The organism is Arthrobacter sp. D1-17 (assembly GCF_054130535.1).
In genome coordinates this window covers 3,469,632-3,490,580 of record NZ_CP096382.1, presented here as the reverse complement: position 1 = coordinate 3,490,580, position 20,949 = coordinate 3,469,632, and the positions used below count along the sequence as shown (strand labels likewise).

Below are 20,949 nucleotides of genomic sequence, written 5' to 3'. Positions count from 1 at the left end.
AGGTAAGCAGGATCAGGCCAATCAGCTAATCTGGAGCGGTGACCCTGCGCTTTTACGACACTGCATCCGCCGAAGTCCGCGACTTCGTTCCCCTCGTGCCGGGCAAGGTGAGCCTGTATTACTGCGGTGCCACTGTGCAGGGCATGCCGCATGTGGGGCACATCCGTTCTGCCATCGCCTTTGACCAGCTCACCCGCTGGCTGCAGTACCGGGGGTTCCGCGTAACGGCGGTCCGGAACGTCACGGACATCGACGACAAGATCCTCGCCAAGTCCGCGGCGTCCTTCGAAGCTGGCTTCGAGCAGGAACCGGGCGCCGTCCCCGAAGAGGAATGGTGGGCGCTGGCCTACCGGTACGAGCAGGAGTTCCTCAAGGCCTACGACGTCCTCGGCGTCTCCCGGCCCACCTACGAACCCCGCGCCACCGGCCACATTCCCGAGATGCACGCGCTCATTCAGCAGCTCATCGACCGCGGCCACGCCTACCCTGCGCTGGACGGGTCTGGCGATGTCTACTTCGACGTCCGCTCCTGGAACAAGTACGGCTCCCTGACGCGGCAAAAGATCGACGATATGCAGGGCGCCCCGGATGTTGAACCACAATTCATCAACCGGAAGAAGGACCCGCGGGACTTTGCGCTGTGGAAGGGACACAAGGAAGGGGAGCCGACGACGGCGGGCTGGGTTTCGCCGTGGGGCACGGGCCGTCCGGGCTGGCACCTGGAATGCTCTGCCATGGCCTCCAAATATCTGGGCACCGAGTTCGACATTCACGGCGGCGGGCTTGACCTGCGGTTTCCGCATCACGAAAACGAGATGGCCCAGTCCCAAGCCGCCGGACAGGGCTTCGCCAACTTCTGGATGCACAACGGGATGGTGACCTACCAGGGCGAAAAGATGTCGAAGTCCGTGGGAAACACGGTGAGCCCGGCCGAAATGCTGGAGCTCGCTCCGCCGCGGGTCGTTCGTTACTACCTCGGGCAGGCGCAGTACCGCTCGGTCCTGGACTACCAGCCGACGTCGCTGCAGGAGGCGACCGCCGCCGTCGAACGCATTGACGGTTTTATTGCCAGGGCAATCCGGGCGCTGTCCACGGATGGTGCCCTGCTGGTCGGCGGCAGCGGCGAAGTCCCTGGCGCGTTTGCCGCCGCCATGGACGACGACCTCAACGTCCCGCAGGCCCTCGCGGTGCTGCACGACACCGTCCGGGCAGGGAATTCGGCACTGACAGCCGGGGATCTTGGGGCTGCACGGCAGGCACTTGCCAGCGTGAACGACATGCTCCGGGTCCTGGGGATCAACGACGCGGCTCAGCCGGCCGCCGACAACGAAGCGACGGCGGCACTCGGCATACTCGTGGAGGCCCAGCTGGCGGCACGCGCCGACGCCCGTGCCCGGAAGGATTGGGCGGCCTCGGACGCGATCCGCGACACCCTCGCTGCTGCCGGCATCCTGGTCGAAGACAGCGCTGACGGACCCAGCTGGAGCCTCCAGCGCGGCTGAGCCGGGGCATCCACCCGCTCCGGACGACGATTTAACTGCAGTCAGTAGACTGGAGTTCAGACTTACTCAATACAACCAAGGGTGGAATCATGGCCAACAACGGTCGCCCGGGCGCAATCCGCAAGAACAAGAAGGGCCCCACCACCGGAACCGGTGGCCACGGCCGCAAGGCTCTCGAAGGCAAGGGGCCAACCCCCAAAGCCGAGGACCGCACCTACCACAAGGCGCACAAGACCAAGCAGCTCGCCGAGCGTGCGGCCGCCAAGCGTTCCGGCGCCCCCCGCGGTGCGGGTGCGGGGGCCCGGTCGGGGCCAAAGGGCCGTGCCACCGAAGAAGTCGTCACCGGCCGCAACTCCGTGGTGGAAGCGCTCCGCGCAGGCATCCCGGCCAAGGCGCTGCACGTGGCCGTCCGTATCGAAATGGACGACCGCGTCAAGGAGTCACTCAAGATCGCTGCAGAGCGGGGCATCCCGCTGCTCGAGACCGGCAAGCCCGAGCTCGACCGAATGACCGACGACGCCGTGCACCAGGGCCTCGTGCTGCAGATCCCGCCGTACGAATACCAGGACGCCTACGACCTCGCCGAAGAGACCGTTGAGAAGTGGAAGAAGGGGCACATCTCGAACGCTCCTCTGTTCGTGGCACTGGACGGCATCACCGATCCCCGCAACCTCGGCGCGATCATCCGCTCCGTTTCAGCCTTCAGCGGGCACGGCGTCATCGTCCCCGAGCGCCGTTCCGTGGGTGTCACGGCCTCTGCATGGAAGACCAGCGCCGGGGCCGCCGTCCGCGTCCCCGTGGCCCGCGCCTCGAACCTGAACAATGCCCTGAAGCAGTTCAAGGGCATGGGGATGTTCGTTCTGGGGCTCGACGGCGACGGCGACGTTTCGCTGCCGGACCTTAGCCTGGCGGCGGAACCCATCTGCATCGTGGTCGGCTCTGAGGGCAAGGGCCTGAGCCGCCTCGTCCGCGAAAACTGCGACCAGATCGTCTCGATCCCCATCGACTCCGCCATGGAGTCCTTGAACGCGTCAATGGCCGTCGGCATCTCCCTCTACGAAGTCTCCCGCCAGCGCGCCACCACCAAGTAAGACCCAGGGCCCACCCCGCAGCCCCAAATTTGAATTGCAACGAAACGGGCGACGCTCTCTCACGTTTTGCAGTGAAATGGTCGACGCTCTCTCACGTTTTGCAATGCAACGAGGAACGCTCTCTCACATCACGTGAACTGGTCCCCGATAGTTGGACTGGCTAAATGGGATTCTAGGCTGCAAGGGTCTGGGCCCGGTATTGCACCGGGCTCAGGCCCTTGAGCTTTGTGGAGATTCTTTTGTTGTTGTACCAGTGGATGTATTCCTCTATTGCAGCTGCCAGTGCGTCGGTGTTGAGGAATCGGACGCGGTGGAAGAGTTCTTCCTTGAGGTGGCCGAAGAAGTTCTCCATGACGGCGTTGTCGTAGCAATTGCCCTTGCGGGACATGGATTGGACCGCGCCGGCGTTCTGGATGAGGGTGCGCCAGGACGCGTGACGGTATTGGAAACCTTGGTCCGAGTGCACCAGCGGCTGCTGACCGGGCTGCAGACAGGTCAGGGCCTCACGCAGGGAATCGTTGGTGAGCGCCAGGTTCGGGGATAAGCCCAGCGAGTAAGAAATGATCTGCCGGTCAAAGAGGTCCATCACCGGTGAGAGGTAGAGCTTCCCGCCGCCGACGCTGAACTCCGTCACATCCGTAACCCACTTCCGGTTCGGCGCATCAGCCTCGAACTCCCGGTTCAGCACGTTGGGCGCTACCGCGCCCTGTTCGCCCTGGTAGGAGTTGTAGCGCTTCCTGCGCCGGACCTTGCGGGCCAACCCAAGGGCCTCCATTAGCTTCAGCACGGTCTTCTTCGCGACCGTCCACCCGTGCTTGAGTAGCTCCGTGTGGACCCGGCGGTGCCCGTACCGGCCATGGTTCGTTTCAAAGATCTCCGTGATCGCCGCTTTGAGCTTCTCTTTCGGGTCCGGCGCCTGGAGCCGGAGCTGGTGATAGAAAAACGTGGATCTGGCCAGCCCGGCGACGTCCAACAGGACAGCAAGGGGATAGTCAGCCTTGAGGGAAACGACGGCCTGAACCCTTACCGTCGTCCCTGTTCCCTCAAGGCCCGCAGTTTTCCCAGGTACGCCACCTCAGCGCGCAGCCGCTCGTTCTCCCGCCGCAACCGCTCAAGCTCCGGCAGCTCCCCAGTCGGCGGGGAATCGGGTTTCCGCGGTCTGCCCTTGGGCTTTGGCCGCAACCCGTCCTCACCGTCCATTCGATACGCCCGGACCCACTTTTGCAGCAGCTCACGGGAGGCCAAACCGGCCTCCACCGCCAACTCCGGGCCGGACTCGCCCGCGAGGAACCGCTGCACCAAGGCCAGCTTGAACTCGAAAGAGTAGGACTTCGCAGGCCTGCTCACCAGCACTCCTTGCCCATGAATCCTCCACCGCCCATACAGTGCCCTGACCGGTACCCAAGGCGCATCCAGCAACCGGGCCGCCGCCCGATAGCCGATGCCCTTCTCAAACAACGCTACAGCTGCCTCGCGCTGCGCCTCAGCCAATGAACTACGTGCACGCATAAAACTGCTCCCCGGAAGTCGGAACTGAATTTCTCAGTCCAACTTCCGGGGAGCAGTTCACACGTGAGGGAGCGCTTCTTTTTTGTAGAAAAGGCACAGGCGGCGGCTGCGCCTGCCACCGAAGGAACGCGTCTAACTGACGGCAACGCTCCTATATCCGTGGGACGCTGCGCGGACACGGCGGGATCTGCGAGAGCGTTTCGGTTTGGGGTGCAGGACCTGCGCGAGCGTCGGGGTTTGGGGCGCAGGATTCGCGAGAGGGTGGGTTAGAAGTCGCGCCGGTTGGCAAGAACAGGGAGCTTCGTGCGGGCTTCCTTGACGACGGCGGGATCCAGGTCGGCGAACAGGAGGCCGGGGGCGCCGTCGAGCTCTCCGAGTACCTCCCCGAAAGGCGACACGACGGCGCTGTGTCCGACGCCGGTGGGTGCCGCGCCGCGGGGCTCGGTGCCCTGCGTGGCGGGGTCGCCCTGGCCGCAGGCGAGGACATAGGTGGTGGTGTCGACTGCGCGGGCGCGGGCCAGGAGCTTCCACTGGTCGATCTTGCCCGGGCCGGCTCCCCAGGCTGCGCAGATGATGTTCACATCGGCTCCACGGTCGGCATTGGCTGTGAAGAGGGCTGGGAAACGGATGTCGTAGCAGGTGGCCAGGCCAAAGGTGAGACCATCGGCGTCGAACGTAACTGGTCCTGACCCGGCGTCCACGGTGTCTGACTCGAGGAAGCCGAATGCATCGAAGAGGTGCACCTTGTCGTAGCTGGTGTCTACACCCGGGCCGGTAACCAGTAGCGTGTTCCGGACCTTCGCCCGGCCGCCATGAGTTGCGGAGCCTGGAGTGAACATGCCGGCAACGATTAGGATTTCCAGCTGCGCAGCAATGGAACGAACCCGGCCGGCCCAGGGACCGTCAAGCGGCTCTGCGATGTCATGTAAGGAATTGCCAAATGCGCGCATGGTCGCTTCCGGGAAGACAACGAGTTCCGCACCGCCCTCCTTTGCCTGGCGGGCGTAATCCTCGAGCACCTCGAGGTTGCGCTCCACGTCACGGCCGGAAATGATCTGGGCCAGTGCAATCTTCACGAATACCTCCACCTGGGCGTTTTCCGGTCGGCAGTATGCCGCCACCGGCAACCGAGTCGTCACATGCCGGAACAGATCGGCTTTTGAGAGCAGCACTTAAGCTTTAATCGATAGTAATGCCCCTTATTGATACAGCCTCCACGATGGACGCCGCTCCGGCGTTCCCCCTTGGCGTAAGTTCGGCGGGACCGCGATCCGCCGGGACTGGTTCCCCCGACAGCCGGGCGAGCGTGGCGGTCTATGCACCAGGCGTCCAGACTTTGGAGATCGCCTATCAGGCACCCGGCGGGGACTGGCGGATCCATACGCTGCCCAACGTGACCAAAGGCGTCCACTACGGCGTGGTGGATGCCTTTCCCGTTGGCTCCCGCTACGGTTTCCGCCCCGCCCCGGACCGCCAGGTCCTGCCACTCACCGTTCCCACAACTGATCTTGACGACGACGGCGGCAATCAGCCGCTGCTGCTCGATCCCTATGGGCGCGGTGTGGACCAGCGCAACGGATTCCTCACCAGTGTGAGGACGTCCAGCGACTTTGACTGGGGCTCCGACCAGCGGCTGCAGACGCCGTGGCGCAACACGATTATTTACGAGGCGCACGTCCGCGGGCAGAGCATGCTCCACCCGGACATCCCGGACGCTCTGCGCGGCACCTACGCCGGCTTGGCCCATCCCGCAATGATCGAGCACCTTACGGGCCTTGGAGTCACGGCGGTGGAATTGCTGCCCGTCCACTTCCACCTCGATGAGCCGCACTTGCAGAACCTCGGCCTGACCAATTACTGGGGCTACAACACGGCCGCATTCTTTGCCCCGCACCCGGCGTACGCGACCAAGTCGGCGCAGGAGTCAGGACCGCAGGCAGTCCAGGACGAGTTCAAGGCCATGGTCAAGCTCCTGCACGCCGCTGGCATCGAAGTTCTCCTGGACGTGGTCTATAACCACACTGCAGAGGGCGGGCCGGACGGGCCCACCTTCTGCTTCCGGGGCCTGGGGGAGCGGAACTATTACAGAACCGATGGCAGCGGCAAGTACGTCGACACCACAGGATGCGGGAATACCCTTAACTTTGCCGAGCCCCGCGTTGTCCAGTTGGTACTGGATTCGCTTCGGTACTGGGTGAACGAGTTCCATATCGACGGATTCCGTTTCGACCTTGCCGTTGCCCTCTGCAGGAACGCGGCCAACGAGTTCGATCCCAAGCACCCATTCCTGGCCGAAGTGGGAGCGGACCCCGTGCTCTCAAGCGTCAAGCTCATCGCCGAACCCTGGGACGTGGGCCACGGGGGCTGGCAGACCGGGCGCTTCCCGCGCGGCTGGGTGGACTGGAACGACCACTACCGCGATTCCATGCGCTCGTTCTGGGTTGCGGACCGTGCCGCCATCGACGCCGGGGGCCAGGGAGGGTCGGTGGCACGGCTGGCAGACGCTCTCTCCGGTTCGGCCAGACTCTTTGAAGCCTCAGGCCGTTCCCGCCTTGCATCCCTGAACTACATCACCTCCCACGACGGCTTCACCATGGAAGACCTCGTCTCCTACGACCGCAAGCACAATGAGGCCAACGGGGAACAGAACCGGGACGGGCACGGGGACAACCGGAGCTATAACCACGGGTTCGAGGGCCGGACCGAGGACGAAGCAATCCTTTCCCGGCGTGCCCAGACGCGGCGGAACCTCATAGCATCGCTCATGATCTCCGTCGGGGTTCCCATGATCACTGCCGGCGATGAACTTGGCCGGACACAGCAGGGAAACAACAACGCGTATTGCCAGGACAACCCGCTCACGTGGGTGGACTGGACGAGCACTCCGGAATCGCATGCCATGCTTCGGAGCACCAAGCGCGTGATACGGCTCCGCAAGGAGTTCCTTGCCGGACAGCCGCATGACTATCCCGCGCGCGACGACAACTCCTTCCTGCACTGGTTCGATGAGAACGGCGAGCCCATGAGCATGGAGCAGTGGAACGATTCGAAGCACAGGGTCGTGCAGCTGCTGCTGGGCTCCGATGACGGCCAGGTGGCCGGACTCATTGTTGTCAATGGCGGCCGTGACGATGTGATGGTCGCGCTTCCGAAGGGCATCGGCAGTTTGGGCGCAGACGGCGGGCGGACGTTCGAATTGCGCGTCACAACGTCCGGACTCCATGACCAGCGCCAGGGCATCAACGTCGCACCCGGCGACCGGGATCTGGCACAGGCCAACACCATCAACATCTACCGCGCCTAGTACGAAGGACTGGAACACTTGACTATGCGCAGGCTGCTGGCCTCGGTGGTGCTGATGGTGCTGCTGGGTGTGGCGCTCGTGGTTTCCAACGGACTGCAGCCCCAAACGGACTGGCCTGCCCCTGCAGGATCCGAAACAGCACGGCCCGGCACCACACAATCAAGCACCGCCCTAGCCAGCCCCGCACGACCCGGCACACCGCCGTCGTTGTCCTCTCCGCCGCCGGCGTCGTCCCTTGCGCCCTCGGCAGCCGACGGCGGAACGGTCGCCAATCCCTCACGTCTCCCCACGATCAGGGAATCCGAACTCCCGCGCGAAGGGCGGCTCACTCTTGCGCTCATCCGCCAGGGAGGGCCGTTTCCGTACGAACGCGACGGCGTGACCTTCGGAAATTTTGAGCGGATCCTGCCGCGGAAACCGGGTGGCTATTACAAGGAATACACCGTGCCGACTCCCGGGGAGTCTGACCGCGGGGCCCGCAGGATTGTCGCGGGCAAGGCCGGCGACAAGTACTACACAGCCGATCACTACGAGTCGTTCACATTCATAGCAGAGGGTAAATAGCTCCGTGAAGATCTATTCGGCAGACACCTGGACCATCGATGAACTGCGTGACCAAGCCGCTGATGCGGGCCGCCGCAGCCTAATGATCCCGGCTGCGGACGCCAAGAAGGGAGTACTTGCCGCCTTCGGCGAGGCCCTGCAGTTCCCGGAGCACTACGGGGTCAACCTGGACGCCCTGAACGACGCGCTCCACGACTTCGCCGATGCCATTTCCGACAACGGTGAAGACCCTCTCACGGTGATCTGGCAGGTGCCCGCCGCCTTCCGCAGCGACCGCTCCTTCGGCGTCATCTGCGAAATCCTCCAGGACGCCGAAAACTACGCCGGACGGGACCTCGCCGTCATAGCTGTCTGCCTGTAGGCGCAGCAGCCTGGCTGGGGGCGGGCCGCACGGCGAATTCAGGCGGGGCGCAGGGCGACCCGTCAGCGGCGGGCCACCCTGCTGTGAAGGCCTACGCGTTGACGACCAGCCCCAGCTCGGCCTTGGATGCGAGTGCCTCGTGCTTCGGGAGCACCCGCACCGTATAGCCGAAGGATCCGGAGCGGTCGATCACGATGGAGCCGGTGAACAGGTACCGGCCGTTGCCCAGTTCGTCCTTGGGCTCGAGCTCCACTAGCGTCACATTGGCCAGTTCATCACTGTCCTCGGCCTGCCCGTAGGCCACTTCCACCGAAACGTCCTCGGGCGTCAGGTTGTGCAGCCCAACGTAGGCGTTGACCTGGAGGGTGTCGCCGATCTGGGGATCCTCGGAGACACCCAGCGAATCCACATGCTCAACGTGGAGTTGCGGCCAGGCAGCGCGAACTTTGGTGGTCCAGGCCGCAAGGCCCTTTGACTGGGCGAAGGAGTTTGCCACCGCGTGCCGCCCGGAAACTGCAGCGGGCCGGTACAAGACGTTGACGTAGTCCCGCAGCATCCGCTCAGCCGACACTGCGGGTCCGAGGTGGGCGAGTGTGTGCTTGATCATGGACACCCAGTGCGTGGGGATTTTCTCGCGGCCGGTGTCGGATGGACCGGCTGCACCGGCTCCCTCGGAGACGGTGTTGCCGTAGAAGCGCGGCGCCACCTGCGTCTCGAGCAGCTCGTACAGGGCCGCAGCCTCGATGTCGTCGCGCTCATCCGCTGACGCACCGTTGTTGGCGGTCGGAATCGCCCAGCCGTTTTCGCCGTCGTACATTTCGTCCCACCACCCGTCGAGCACCGAAAGGTTGAGGGAACCGTTGATGGCTGCCTTCATGCCCGACGTGCCGCAGGCTTCCAGCGGACGCAGCGGATTGTTCAGCCAGACGTCGCAGCCGGGGAACAGCGTCCGGGCCATGGCGATGTCATAGTTTGGCAGGAAGACGATGCGGTGGCGGACCTTGGGGTCGTCCGTGAAGCGCACCAGGTCCTGGATCATCTTCTTGCCCGCGTCGTCAGCCGGATGGGACTTGCCTGCAATCACCAGCTGAATCGGGTGCTCCTTGTGCAGCAGGAGGGCCTTGAGGCGTTCGGGCTCGCGCAGCATCAGCGTCAGCCGCTTGTAAGTGGGAACGCGCCGGGCGAACCCGATGGTCAGGACATCCGGATCGAGGACGGAGTCCGTCCAGGCGAGCTCGGCATCGGCCGCCCCGCGCTTCTTCCAGGCTGCGCGGAGCCTGCGCCGGACGTCCTCCACGAGTGAGGTACGCATGTCCCGCCGCAGCTGCCAGACTTCGGCATCGCTGACGTTGTAGGCCAGATCCCAGCGGCCCATCGCCTCGGCTTCGGCCCCGAAGCGTTCACGGGCCAGTTTAGAGATCCTCGAGTCGACCCAGGTGGGTACGTGCACGCCGTTGGTCACGGAGGTGATGGGCACTTCTGAATGGTCGAATCCGGGCCAAAGGGCAGAGAACATGCCGCGGGACACTTCGCCGTGGAGCTTCGCCACGCCATTGGCGCGCTGGGCGAGGCGCAGGCCCATGACGGCCATGTTGAACACGAACGGGTTGCCCTCCGCGAAGTTCTCGCGGCCCAGGTCGAGGATCCGGGACGTGGGGACATCCGGGGCGAGCCCCGCCTCGAAAAAGTGTTGAATCTGGGCGGCCTCGAAGCGGTCGATGCCGGCAGGCACAGGCGTATGGGTGGTGAAAACCGTGGACGCACGTCCCGCGGCGAGGGCCTCGTCGAATGTGAGGGCTTCCTCGCCCGCCATCAACTCCTGGATTCTCTCGATGCCGAGGAAACCTGCGTGGCCTTCATTGGTGTGGAACACCTCGGGCGCGGGGGTGCCGGTCAGTCGCTGGTAGGCGCGCAGCGCCTTCACCCCGCCCATGCCAAGCAGCAGTTCCTGCTGGAGCCTATGGTCACCGCCGCCGCCGTACAGCCGGTCCGTGACGCCGCGGGCGGCGTCGTCGTTGCCGGGAACGTTGGAGTCCAGCAGCAGGAGGGGAACACGTCCGACGTCGGCACGCCAGATATACGCCGCAAGGCGCCGGCCGTTGGGCAGCGGCAGCGCGATTTCGATTGGCTTGCCGCTTCCGTCCGCTGACGGTTCCCGCAGCAGTGTCAGCGGCAGGCCGTCGGGATCAATCACCGGATATGTCTCCTGCTGCCAGGCGTCCCGGGACAGGGACTGCTTGAAGTACCCCGCCTGGTACAGCAGGCCCACCCCGATCAGGGGAACGCCGAGGTCGGATGCGGCCTTGAGGTGGTCACCGGCCAGGATGCCGAGGCCGCCCGAATACTGCGGCAGGACTTCCGTGATACCGAACTCGGGTGAGAAGTAGGCGATGGAAGCAGGGGCGTCCTCGCCCAGGCTCTGGTACCAGCGAGGCTCCTCAAGGTACCGGTCAAGATCCTCGGCAGCCGCACGCACCCGGGCCACCACATCGGGATCGGTGGCCAGGCGGTGCATCTCTTCGCGGCCCACCAGTCCCAGGAAACTCACCGGATCGTTGCCGCATTCGGCCCAGACCTTTGGATCCAGACTTTCGAAGAGTTCCCGCGTGGGCCGGTGCCATGACCAGCGCAGATTGGTGGCCAAGCGGGCCAACGGCCTGATCGGCTCGGGAAGAACGGTACGGACAGTAAATCTGCGGATTGCCTTCACTTGCGTCACACTAATCGAGAAGCTGAACGTCAGGAACCGCTTTCGATTACTTTCCGGTAAATGACGATTCGGCACGCCAATTTAGTTCGCACGCTTAGCAATGGGTGCCATTTATCGCTAAGGTCGAGGCTGTGACGACTAACACGCGAACCAGTGCCCCAGCCAAGCAGACGCCCAACGCTTCGATCATGGATGGCCTTCGATTCGGCCGTTTCCCGATCACCAATGTTCAGCCGGTAGTCGAAGGCGGGAAGTTTCCCGCCAAGGCGCTTCCGGGTGAGGACATTGTCGTTAGTGCACAGGCCTTCCGGGAAGGCCATGACCAGCTGGGCGTCAGTGCCGTCCTGCTCGATCCCAAGGGCAAGGAGCGCCAGCGGGTCCGGCTGCACCCGCCCCGCGGTGATCGCGGCAAGGGCACCGACTTGTGGGAAGGCAAGCTGACTCCCACCTCGACGGGCCGCTGGTCCTTCGTGATCGAAGCGTGGCACGACCGCTATGGAACCTGGCACCACAACGCCGAGGTGAAGGTTGAGGCAGGCATCGACGTCGAACTGATGCTCGACGAGGGAGCTGCGCTGCTGTCGCAGGCTGCAGAGGAGTCTTTCCGTAACTCCTCCGACCGGAACACGCTCCGCGCCGCCGTCGTCGGTCTCTCCGACACCTCAAAGTCCGCTGAAGAACGGCTGGCCGCCGGTTTCAGTGCGGACGTCACCGAAGTCGTCGGACGCGAGCCCATCCGCGAGCTGGTGACTGTTTCTGAGCCGTTCCCCCTGCTGGTGGAGCGCGATCTCGCCGGCCGCGGCTCCTGGTACGAGTTCTTCCCGCGCTCTGAAGGTGCCGTCAAGAACCATGAGACCGGGCAGTGGACCTCCGGCAACTTCCGCACGGCTGCGAAACGTCTGGAAGCGGTTGCCGACATGGGCTTTGACATAATCTACATGCCGCCGATCCATCCGATCGGTGTGCAGCACCGCAAGGGCCCGAACAACACGCTTATCGCCGGTCCGAACGACCCCGGTTCCCCGTGGGCCATTGGGGCGAAAGAGGGCGGCCACGACGCCATCCACCCGGACCTGGGCACGTTCGAAGACTTTGACGCATTCGTCGCACGTGCCAACGAACTGGGTCTGGAAGTAGCACTCGACCTGGCCCTTCAGGCCGCCCCGGACCATCCGTGGGTGACCGAGCACCCGGAATGGTTCACCACACGGGTGGACGGAAGCATCGCCTATGCGGAAAACCCGCCCAAGAAGTACCAGGACATCTACCCGCTCAACTTCGACAATGATCCTGAGGGCCTGTCCAGGGAAATCCTCCGCATCGTCGAACTCTGGGTCAGCCACGGCGTCAAGGTCTTCCGCGTGGACAACCCCCACACCAAGCCCGTGTGGTTCTGGGAATGGCTGATCGCCAAGGTCAACAAGAAGAACCCCGACGTCGTGTTCCTCGCCGAGGCCTTCACCCGGCCGGCGATGATGCACGCGCTTGGCCGGGCCGGCTTCCAACAGTCCTACACGTACTTCACCTGGCGGAACACGAAGAAGGAGCTGGAAGAGTACTTCCATGAGGTCAGCCACGTCTCGCCGGCCTTCTTCCGGCCGAACTTCTTCGTCAACACGCCCGACATCCTCACGGAGTACCTGCAGTACGGCGGTCCGGCCGCCTTCAAGATCCGGGCTGTCCTAGCCGCGACTGCCAGTCCGCTGTGGGGCGTCTACGCCGGTTACGAATTGTACGAGCACGTGGCACGGCCGGGTGCCGAAGAGTACATCGACAATGAGAAGTTCGAGTACAAGGCCAGGGACTGGGATGCTGCTGCCGCATCCGGCCGGAGCCTTGCGCCATACCTGACCAGGCTGAACGAAATCCGCAAGGCCCATCCGTCCCTCGGGGACCTGCAGAACCTGACTCTGCACCACTCCACCGACGACGCGACGATCGTGTACTCCAAGCACAAGACGCTTCCGGACGGCACAAAGGACTCCATCATCGTGGTGGTTAACGTAGATCCGCACAGCACCAGGGAAAGCACGGTGTCGCTTGACCTCGCCGCGCTGGAGCTTGGCCCGGATGACCTCACGCCAAACGGCGGCTTCAGGGTGGACGACCTGGTCTCAGGGCAGTCCTGGGAATGGGGCGAATACAACTACGTCAGACTCGATTCCCACGTAGAACCGGCGCATATCCTGAACATCCGGAGGTAGCCTCAGTGAGTTTCAGCCCGCAGACATCCTCACACCACTTCACGCCAAAGAGCACCTTCGAGCTGAACGCCCCGGGACTGCAACACGATCCGCTGTGGTACAGGAAAGCGGTGTTCTATGAAGTGCTCGTGCGGGGCTTTGCGGACGCCAATGGGGACGGGTCGGGAGACTTCCACGGCCTGATTGATAAACTCGACTACCTGCAGTGGCTGGGGGTCGACTGCCTCTGGCTGCCTCCGTTCTTCCAATCACCGCTGCGGGACGGGGGCTATGACATCTCTGACTACAACTCTGTGTTGGACGAGTTCGGGACCATTAGCGACTTCAAGCGGCTCGTCGCCGAAGCCCACGCGCGCGGCGTCCGGGTCATCATCGACCTGCCGCTGAACCATACGTCCGACCAGCACCCCTGGTTCCAAGAGTCACGCAAGGACCCGGACGGTCCCTTCGGCGACTTCTACGTGTGGAGCGACACGGACGAGAAGTACCAGGACGCCCGCATTATCTTCGTGGATACGGAAGAGTCGAACTGGACGTTCGATCCCATCCGGCGCCAGTTCTTCTGGCACCGTTTCTTCAGCCACCAGCCCGACCTCAATTTCGAAAACCCCAAGGTGATCGACGCCGTGTTCGACGTCGTGCGGTTCTGGCTGGACCAGGGGATCGACGGGTTCCGTGCCGACGCCATCCCGTACCTCTACGAGGAGGAAGGCACCAACTGCGAAAACCTGCCCGCGACCCACGAATTCCTGCGCAAGCTGCGCAAGATGGTGGATGAGAGCTACCCAGGCAGGGTGATCATCGCCGAGGCCAACCAGCCGCCAAACGAGGTGGTGGAGTATTTCGGAACGGAAGAGGAACCGGAATGCCACATGGCCTTCCACTTTCCGATCATGCCGCGGCTCTACTACGCACTTCGCGACCAGAAGGCCGCCCCGATCATCGAGACGATGCATGACACCCCGGACATCCCGGAAGGCGCCCAGTGGGGAACGTTCCTGCGGAACCACGACGAGCTGACGCTCGAAATGGTCACCGCCGACGAGCGCGCGGCGATGCTGGGCTGGTACGCCCCGGACCCGCGGATGCGCGCCAACATCGGCATCCGGCGGCGCCTGGCGCCGCTGCTGGACAACTCCCGGGCCGAGATCGAACTCATCAACGCCTTGCTGCTGTCGCTGCCGGGCAGCCCCTTCCTTTACTACGGGGACGAGATCGGCATGGGCGACAACATCTGGCTGGAAGATCGCGACGCCGTGCGCACCCCCATGCAGTGGAACCCGGACCGCAATGCAGGGTTCTCCAACGCCGACCCGGGCAAGCTCTACCTGCCGGTGATTCAGTCGCTGGTCTACAACTACAGCATGGCCAACGTGGAGGCGGAGGCCGCCCACTCCGGATCCCTCCTTCGGTGGACCCGGCAGATCCTCAGTGTCCGGCGCAACCACCCGGCCTTCGGGCTGGGAACCTTCCGGCACGTCGAAGCTGACCACGAAGTGGTGCTTGCCTACCTACGCGAACTTCCCGAAGGCAACTCAGCCGGCGAACCTGCCGAAACCATTCTGTGCGCCTTCAATCTCTCCCAGCACCCGGTCTCGTCGACGCTGAAGCTGCCGCAGTTCGCCGGCCGCGGACTGCGCGATGTGTTTGGCGGACAGCCATTCCCGGGCGTGGGAGAGGACGGGAACTTGACCCTCACGCTGGGCAGCCACGACTTCTTCTGGCTGCGCCTGCGTTCTGCTGCTTCCAACCCCGCATCACCTTTCACCCAGGCGATGCCCGTTCTTTCGATCGAGGGCTGAGATGAGTCAATTAACACTGACCCCCACACTCAAAGAGCTGCTCCGCCAGTGGCTGCCCCGCCAGCGCTGGTTCCCGGTGAAGGCGGGAGCTTTTTCGTTGGACCCGGCAGGCGGCTTCCTCCTGAACGATTCATTTGATGAGGTCGGCCTTGAGGTGTTCCTCGCCGCCGTGGTCTCGGAAACGCCCGACGGCGGCCGCCGCACCGACGTAGTGCAAGTGCCGCTCAGTTACCGCCGCAACCCCCTGCCCGGTGCGGATCGCGCCCTCGTCGGGGAAAGCGACCACCCTGAACTGGGACACCGCTGGATCTACGATGGTGTCCACGACCCCGTGTTCATCGCGACATGGCTTGACCTCATGCGGACTGAGGGCGCCGCTGCGGCAGGCGCCGCGACCGGCCACCTTTCGGGAGGCGGCCAGCCGCTTCCCCGAGCGACCGGAACAGTGCGCGTCCTGTCGGGTGAGCAGTCCAACACGTCCGTCATCGTCGACGACGGCGACTCTGCGGCGATCGTGAAATTCTTCCGTGTGCTTTCCGCCGGACGGAACCCGGAGGTGGAAGTGGGAGCCGCCCTTTCCGCCGCGCGCACCACGGAAGTACCCGCCACGCTCGGCTGGGTCACCGGCGAGTGGTTCGTGCAGACGGGGCCGGCCGGTGTGCCTGAACGCGCCCTGGGCGAACTCGCAGTGGCACACGAGTTCCTGGCCGGCGGCCGTGACGCCTGGAGGCTTGCAGTCGAAGCGGCGGCAGCGGGAACGGACTTCACCCAGGAAGCACACGCCCTCGGCCACGCCACCGCCACTGTCCACCGGCGGCTCGCCGAGACCTTGGGTGTATCTGCGGAAGACGTCCCCGGCGGCGTCATTGCGCCCGGAGTAGCCCAGCGAGTGCGGCAGGCCTGGACGGAAGCCGGTCCCGCCGTCGGACCGTATGACAACGAACTGGAACTGCTGCTTGCAAACCTTGAGGGCACCCCGGCCGGCGCCCTGCAGCGCATCCACGGGGACCTCCACCTCGGCCAGATCCTGCAGGTTCCCGGCCGCGGCGGGGGGCCGGACCGCTGGGCAATCCTCGATTTTGAGGGCGAACCGCTCCGACCTATCGCCGAGCGGAACTTTCCTGACGTCCCACTGCGGGACGTGCTGGGCATGCTCCGCTCCTTCGATTACGCAGCCGGGGCCGCCGAGCGTGAGAATCGTAACGCCCGCGTTCCGGAGACCTGGGTGGATGACTGCACCGAGGCGTTCCTGGCCGGCTACTCGGAAGTCACACCCGGCACCGTTGACAGGAACTCGCCGCTCTTTGTGGCATTGTGGCTGGACAAGGCGCTCTACGAAGTCGTCTATGAGATGCGCAACAGGCCGGACTGGCTGGCCATCCCGGCGAATGCGGCCAGACGGCTCCTCAGCAGTAAAGGCACCGGCGAACCGGCCGGTGCCGCAGCGGAAGGTAAGAACATGACAGGCTCTGTACCCACAGATCGGCCCCACGCGCCCCTTCACGTGGATGCGCATACGCTCTCCCGTGTGGCTGCCGGTGAGCACCACGCCCCGCACTCCGTGCTTGGCGCCCACCTGGATGACTACGGCCACGTGACCATCCGGACCGTGAAGCACATGGCCGAAGCGGTGACCGTAGTAACGGAGGCAGGCTCCGTCCCGATGACCCATGAGTCCGATGGCGTTTGGGTGGCCGTGATGGAGCCTCTCCAGGCGGGGCATGTTCCGGACTACCGCCTGGAAGTGACGTACGAAGGCCTGGACCCGGTAAGGGTCGACGAGCCTTACCGGTACCTCCCGACCGTTGGCGAAATTGACCTGCACCTGATCGGGGAAGGCCGCCATGAAACGCTGTGGACCGTCCTCGGCGCCCACGTGCAGCACTACAAGTCCTCTCTCGGAGACGTCGACGGCGTGTCCTTCGCCGTGTGGGCCCCGAACGCCGAGGCCGTGCGTGTCAAGGGTGACTTCAACGCGTGGGACGGGCGGGAGCACTCCCTCCGTTCCCTGGGCTCCTCCGGCATCTGGGAGCTCTTCGTCCCTGGCGTCGGAGCCGGCGCGTGCTACAAGTTTGAGATCAAGACCAAGGGCGGCTACTGGGTTGAAAAGGCCGACCCCCTGGCCTTCGGCACGGAGGTGCCGCCGCTGACCGCCTCCAGGGTTGTCGAATCCCATTACCGGTTCGAAGACGACGAATGGATGACGGCGCGCGCCGAGCGGGATCCGCACAACTCGCCCATGAGTGTTTACGAGGTCCACCTGGGATCATGGCGCCTCGGACTGGGCTACCGTGAGCTGGCCAAGGAACTCGTCGAGTACGTCAAGTGGCTGGGCTTTAGCCATGTCGAGTTCATGCCCGTCGCCGAGCACCCCTTCGGCGGCTCCTGGGGCTACCAGGTCACCTCCTACTTTGCGCCAACGTCCCGCTTCGGGCACCCGGACGAGTTCCGCTACCTGGTGGACGCGCTCCACCAGGCCGGCATCGGCGTCATCCTTGACTGGGTTCCGGCGCACTTCCCGAAGGACAACTGGGCCCTCGCCCAGTTCGACGGCCAGCCGCTGTACGAGCACGCAGACCCCAACCTGGGCGAGCACCCGGACTGGGGCACCCTGATTTTCGACTTCGGTCGCACCGAGGTCCGCAACTTCCTGGTGGCGAACGCGCTTTACTGGCTGGACGAGTTCCACATCGACGGCCTGCGCGTGGACGCCGTTGCTTCCATGCTCTACCTCGATTACTCCCGCGAGGACGGCCAGTGGCAGCCGAACCGCTACGGTGGACGTGAAAACCTCGAGGCCATCTCGTTCCTGCAGGAGGCCAACGCCACGGTGTACAAGACGCACCCCGGCGCGGTCATGATCGCCGAGGAATCCACCGCGTTCCCGGGTGTGACCGGTCCGACCAGCCACGGCGGACTCGGCTTTGGGCTCAAGTGGAACATGGGCTGGATGCATGACTCGCTGAAGTACATGTCGGAAGACCCGGTCAACCGCAAGTGGCACCACGGTACAGTCACGTTCTCGCTGGTCTACGCCTTCACCGAGAACTTCCTCCTGCCCATCAGCCATGACGAGGTTGTCCACGGCAAGGGCTCGATGCTGCGCAAGATGCCGGGCGACCGCTGGCAGCAGCTGGCGAACCTGCGCGCGTTCCTGGGATATCAGTGGGCACATCCCGGCAAGCAGCTGATCTTCATGGGTACCGAATTCGGCCAGGAAGCGGAATGGTCGGAGCAGCATGGCCTGGACTGGTGGCTCGCAGATATCCCGGGCCACAACGGCATCCAGCTGCTGACGAAGGACCTGAATGAGCTGTACAAGTCCACCCCGGCTCTCTACTCACGGGACAACGAACCCGGCGGCTTCCAGTGGATCAACGGAGCCGACGCGGACCGCAACGTGCTGACCTTTGTCCGCTGGGACAAGGACAGCAATCCCGTGGTCTTCGCCGTCAACTTCTCCGGTGCCCCCCACAAGGATTACGCCCTGGGCGTGCCAACCGCCGGTGGATGGACCGAGGTGTTGAACACCGACGCCGCCGCCTACGGAGGGTCCGGTGTGATCAACGCCGGGACCCTGGTCGCGGAGGACGAAGCCATCGACGGGCAGCCCGCAACGCTGACAGTTACCCTGCCCCCGCTCGGCGCCGCATACTTCAAGCCGACCGGCACGGCCGCCCAGTCCCTGCCGGCGAAGGCGGCCCAAGCGGAACTGCCGGAAACCACGGTGAGCTAGCGCAGCCAGGGACACTGAACCCCGTGGAGAGGCCTGGAATCCTTGAGATTCCGGGCCTCTTCCGTTCGTTCGTTCACTACGCGGATGGCTGTTCGGAACACTGCCTTCAAGCGGGTTGGCGTCCGCGAAAACTAGTGGTAGAGTTTATTTCCGCGCCGCTCCCCGGAGTTGGTCGGATCAGTGAGTAAGATGCCCAAGGCATCCTAGACTTGCAGAGGCCGATTTGACTAGGATGGTGAGAGCAGGTAAGTTTGAAAAGTTGCTCCGGAGCGATCCTGAACGTGGGTTTGGGTGGTGCCGGGTGTGTCTGTTGTTTGAGAACTCAATAGTGTGCCAAGTTTGTTGATACCGATTTTTTATTAAATTGGTTGAATTGCCGGGCTGCGCCTGCCCCTGTGGGTGTGGTCTGGTGTTTTGGCTGGTTTCAAATTTTGTGCAGCCTTCGTTCCTGTTATTTCCGGGGGTGTTGGTTGTGTCTGTTTTACTTCAACGGAGAGTTTGATCCTGGCTCAGGATGAACGCTGGCGGCGTGCTTAACACATGCAAGTCGAACGATGATCCGGTGCTTGCATCGGGGATTAGTGGCGAACGGGTGAGTAACACGTGAGTAACCTGCCCTTGACTCTGGGATAAGCCTGGGAAACTGGGTCTAATACCGGATATGACTCCTCATCGCATGGTGGGGGGTGGAAAGCTTTTGTGGTTTTGGATGGACTCGCGGCCTATCAGCTTGTTGGTGAGGTAATGGCTCACCAAGGCGACGACGGGTAGCCGGCCTGAGAGGGTGACCGGCCACACTGGGACTGAGACACGGCCCAGACTCCTACGGGAGGCAGCAGTGGGGAATATTGCACAATGGGCGCAAGCCTGATGCAGCGACGCCGCGTGAGGGATGACGGCCTTCGGGTTGTAAACCTCTTTCAGTAGGGAAGAAGCGAAAGTGACGGTACCTGCAGAAGAAGCGCCGGCTAACTACGTGCCAGCAGCCGCGGTAATACGTAGGGCGCAAGCGTTATCCGGAATTATTGGGCGTAAAGAGCTCGTAGGCGGTTTGTCGCGTCTGCCGTGAAAGTCCGGGGCTCAACTCCGGATCTGCGGTGGGTACGGGCAGGCTAGAGTGATGTAGGGGAGACTGGAATTCCTGGTGTAGCGGTGAAATGCGCAGATATCAGGAGGAACACCGATGGCGAAGGCAGGTCTCTGGGCATTAACTGACGCTGAGGAGCGAAAGCATGGGGAGCGAACAGGATTAGATACCCTGGTAGTCCATGCCGTAAACGTTGGGCACTAGGTGTGGGGGACATTCCACGTTTTCCGCGCCGTAGCTAACGCATTAAGTGCCCCGCCTGGGGAGTACGGCCGCAAGGCTAAAACTCAAAGGAATTGACGGGGGCCCGCACAAGCGGCGGAGCATGCGGATTAATTCGATGCAACGCGAAGAACCTTACCAAGGCTTGACATGGACCGGACCGCCGCAGAGATGTGGTTTCTCCTTTTGGGGCCGGTTCACAGGTGGTGCATGGTTGTCGTCAGCTCGTGTCGTGAGATGTTGGGTTAAGTCCCGCAACGAGCGCAACCCTCGTTCCATGTTGCCAGCGCGTTATGGCGGGGACTCATGGGAGACTGCCGGGGTCAACTCGGAGGAAGGTGGGGACGACGTCAAATCATCATGCCCCTTATGTCTTGGGCTTCACGCATGCTACAATGGCCGGTACAAAGGGTTGCGATACTGTGAGGTGGAGCTAATCCCAAAAAGCCGGTCTCAGTTCGGATTGGGGTCTGCAACTCGACCCCATGAAGTCGGAGTCGCTAGTAATCGCAGATCAGCAACGCTGCGGTGAATACGTTCCCGGGCCTTGTACACACCGCCCGTCAAGTCACGAAAGTTGGTAACACCCGAAGCCGGTGGCCTAACCCCTTGTGGGAGGGAGCCGTCGAAGGTGGGACTGGCGATTGGGACTAAGTCGTAACAAGGTAGCCGTACCGGAAGGTGCGGCTGGATCACCTCCTTTCTAAGGAGCACCTACGGATTCGTGCCGGCGTGTAGGCGCCGGTGGCGGGTTTGTCAGGAGTAAAGGCCCGTTGCGCAGGCGATCGTTCTGCGGCGGGTGCTCATGGGTGGAATATCAATGAATAGCGGCCGCTTGGTTCTTTTCTTCGTCTGGT

General features: G+C 63.6%; 12 protein-coding genes and 1 rRNA gene. 9 read left to right on the top strand and 4 right to left on the bottom strand.

Annotated elements, in window-relative coordinates; genetic code table 11:
* The first annotated feature begins 38 nt into the window (after nucleotides 1-38).
* On the top strand, nucleotides 39-1,502 hold the full coding sequence (gene cysS / locus M1E01_RS16055) for a cysteine--tRNA ligase (protein WP_457972536.1): 1,464 nt from the start codon (nucleotides 39-41) through the stop codon (nucleotides 1,500-1,502).
* Nucleotides 1,503-1,591: 89 nt separating this feature from the next.
* The gene (rlmB, locus tag M1E01_RS16050) at nucleotides 1,592-2,593 is read left to right on the top strand and encodes a 23S rRNA (guanosine(2251)-2'-O)-methyltransferase RlmB (RefSeq protein ID WP_457972535.1); all 1,002 of its coding nucleotides are present in this window, start codon (nucleotides 1,592-1,594) and stop codon (nucleotides 2,591-2,593) included.
* A gap of 172 nt (nucleotides 2,594-2,765) precedes the next feature.
* Here rlmB and M1E01_RS16045 read toward each other — a convergent pair whose 3' ends face one another.
* The 3 genes from M1E01_RS16045 to M1E01_RS16035 all read right to left on the bottom strand — a co-directional run bounded on the left by M1E01_RS16045 (nucleotide 2,766) and on the right by M1E01_RS16035 (nucleotide 5,178).
* Nucleotides 2,766-3,566: an IS3 family transposase gene (locus M1E01_RS16045; protein ID WP_457971453.1), complete on the bottom strand. Its 801-nt coding sequence runs from the start codon at nucleotides 3,564-3,566 to the stop codon at nucleotides 2,766-2,768.
* Between the two features lie 50 nt (nucleotides 3,567-3,616).
* Nucleotides 3,617-4,102: a helix-turn-helix domain-containing protein gene (locus M1E01_RS16040; RefSeq protein WP_457971454.1), complete on the bottom strand. Its 486-nt coding sequence runs from the start codon at nucleotides 4,100-4,102 to the stop codon at nucleotides 3,617-3,619.
* Between the two features lie 266 nt (nucleotides 4,103-4,368).
* Complete coding sequence (locus M1E01_RS16035) at nucleotides 4,369-5,178, bottom strand: carbon-nitrogen hydrolase family protein (RefSeq protein WP_457972534.1); 810 nt, start codon at nucleotides 5,176-5,178, stop codon at nucleotides 4,369-4,371.
* A gap of 116 nt (nucleotides 5,179-5,294) precedes the next feature.
* Here M1E01_RS16035 and glgX point away from each other — a divergent pair, with 116 nt between their 5' ends.
* From glgX to M1E01_RS16020, 3 genes are read left to right on the top strand one after another with little or no spacing between them, the layout of a single operon-like run.
* The gene (glgX, locus tag M1E01_RS16030) at nucleotides 5,295-7,406 is read left to right on the top strand and encodes a glycogen debranching protein GlgX (RefSeq protein ID WP_457972533.1); all 2,112 of its coding nucleotides are present in this window, start codon (nucleotides 5,295-5,297) and stop codon (nucleotides 7,404-7,406) included.
* A 24-nt stretch (nucleotides 7,407-7,430) separates the two neighbouring features.
* Complete coding sequence (locus M1E01_RS16025; protein WP_457974998.1) at nucleotides 7,431-7,970, top strand: ribonuclease domain-containing protein; 540 nt, start codon at nucleotides 7,431-7,433, stop codon at nucleotides 7,968-7,970.
* A gap of 4 nt (nucleotides 7,971-7,974) precedes the next feature.
* Nucleotides 7,975-8,331: a barstar family protein gene (locus M1E01_RS16020; protein ID WP_457972532.1), complete on the top strand. Its 357-nt coding sequence runs from the start codon at nucleotides 7,975-7,977 to the stop codon at nucleotides 8,329-8,331.
* 91 nt (nucleotides 8,332-8,422) lie between these two features.
* Here the strand turns inward: M1E01_RS16020 and glgP are convergent, their stop codons facing one another.
* On the bottom strand, nucleotides 8,423-11,041 hold the full coding sequence (glgP, locus tag M1E01_RS16015) for an alpha-glucan family phosphorylase (protein ID WP_457972531.1): 2,619 nt from the start codon (nucleotides 11,039-11,041) through the stop codon (nucleotides 8,423-8,425).
* Nucleotides 11,042-11,229: 188 nt separating this feature from the next.
* On the opposite strand from glgP, the gene M1E01_RS16010 reads away from it, so the two are divergent.
* The 4 genes from M1E01_RS16010 to M1E01_RS15995 all read left to right on the top strand — a co-directional run bounded on the left by M1E01_RS16010 (nucleotide 11,230) and on the right by M1E01_RS15995 (nucleotide 20,795).
* The gene (locus M1E01_RS16010; protein WP_457972530.1) at nucleotides 11,230-13,245 is read left to right on the top strand and encodes an alpha-1,4-glucan--maltose-1-phosphate maltosyltransferase; all 2,016 of its coding nucleotides are present in this window, start codon (nucleotides 11,230-11,232) and stop codon (nucleotides 13,243-13,245) included.
* A gap of 5 nt (nucleotides 13,246-13,250) precedes the next feature.
* Nucleotides 13,251-15,047 carry a maltose alpha-D-glucosyltransferase gene (gene treS, locus M1E01_RS16005; protein ID WP_457972529.1) on the top strand — a complete coding sequence of 599 codons (1,797 nt, stop codon included), beginning with the start codon at nucleotides 13,251-13,253 and terminating at the stop codon, nucleotides 15,045-15,047.
* A gap of 1 nt (nucleotide 15,048) precedes the next feature.
* Nucleotides 15,049-18,783 (top strand): 1,4-alpha-glucan branching enzyme, encoded by a 3,735-nt coding sequence (locus M1E01_RS16000; RefSeq protein WP_457972528.1) that lies wholly within the window; start codon nucleotides 15,049-15,051, stop codon nucleotides 18,781-18,783.
* A 486-nt stretch (nucleotides 18,784-19,269) separates the two neighbouring features.
* Nucleotides 19,270-20,795, top strand: a 16S ribosomal RNA gene (locus tag M1E01_RS15995).
* Nucleotides 20,796-20,949 lie beyond the last annotated feature (154 nt).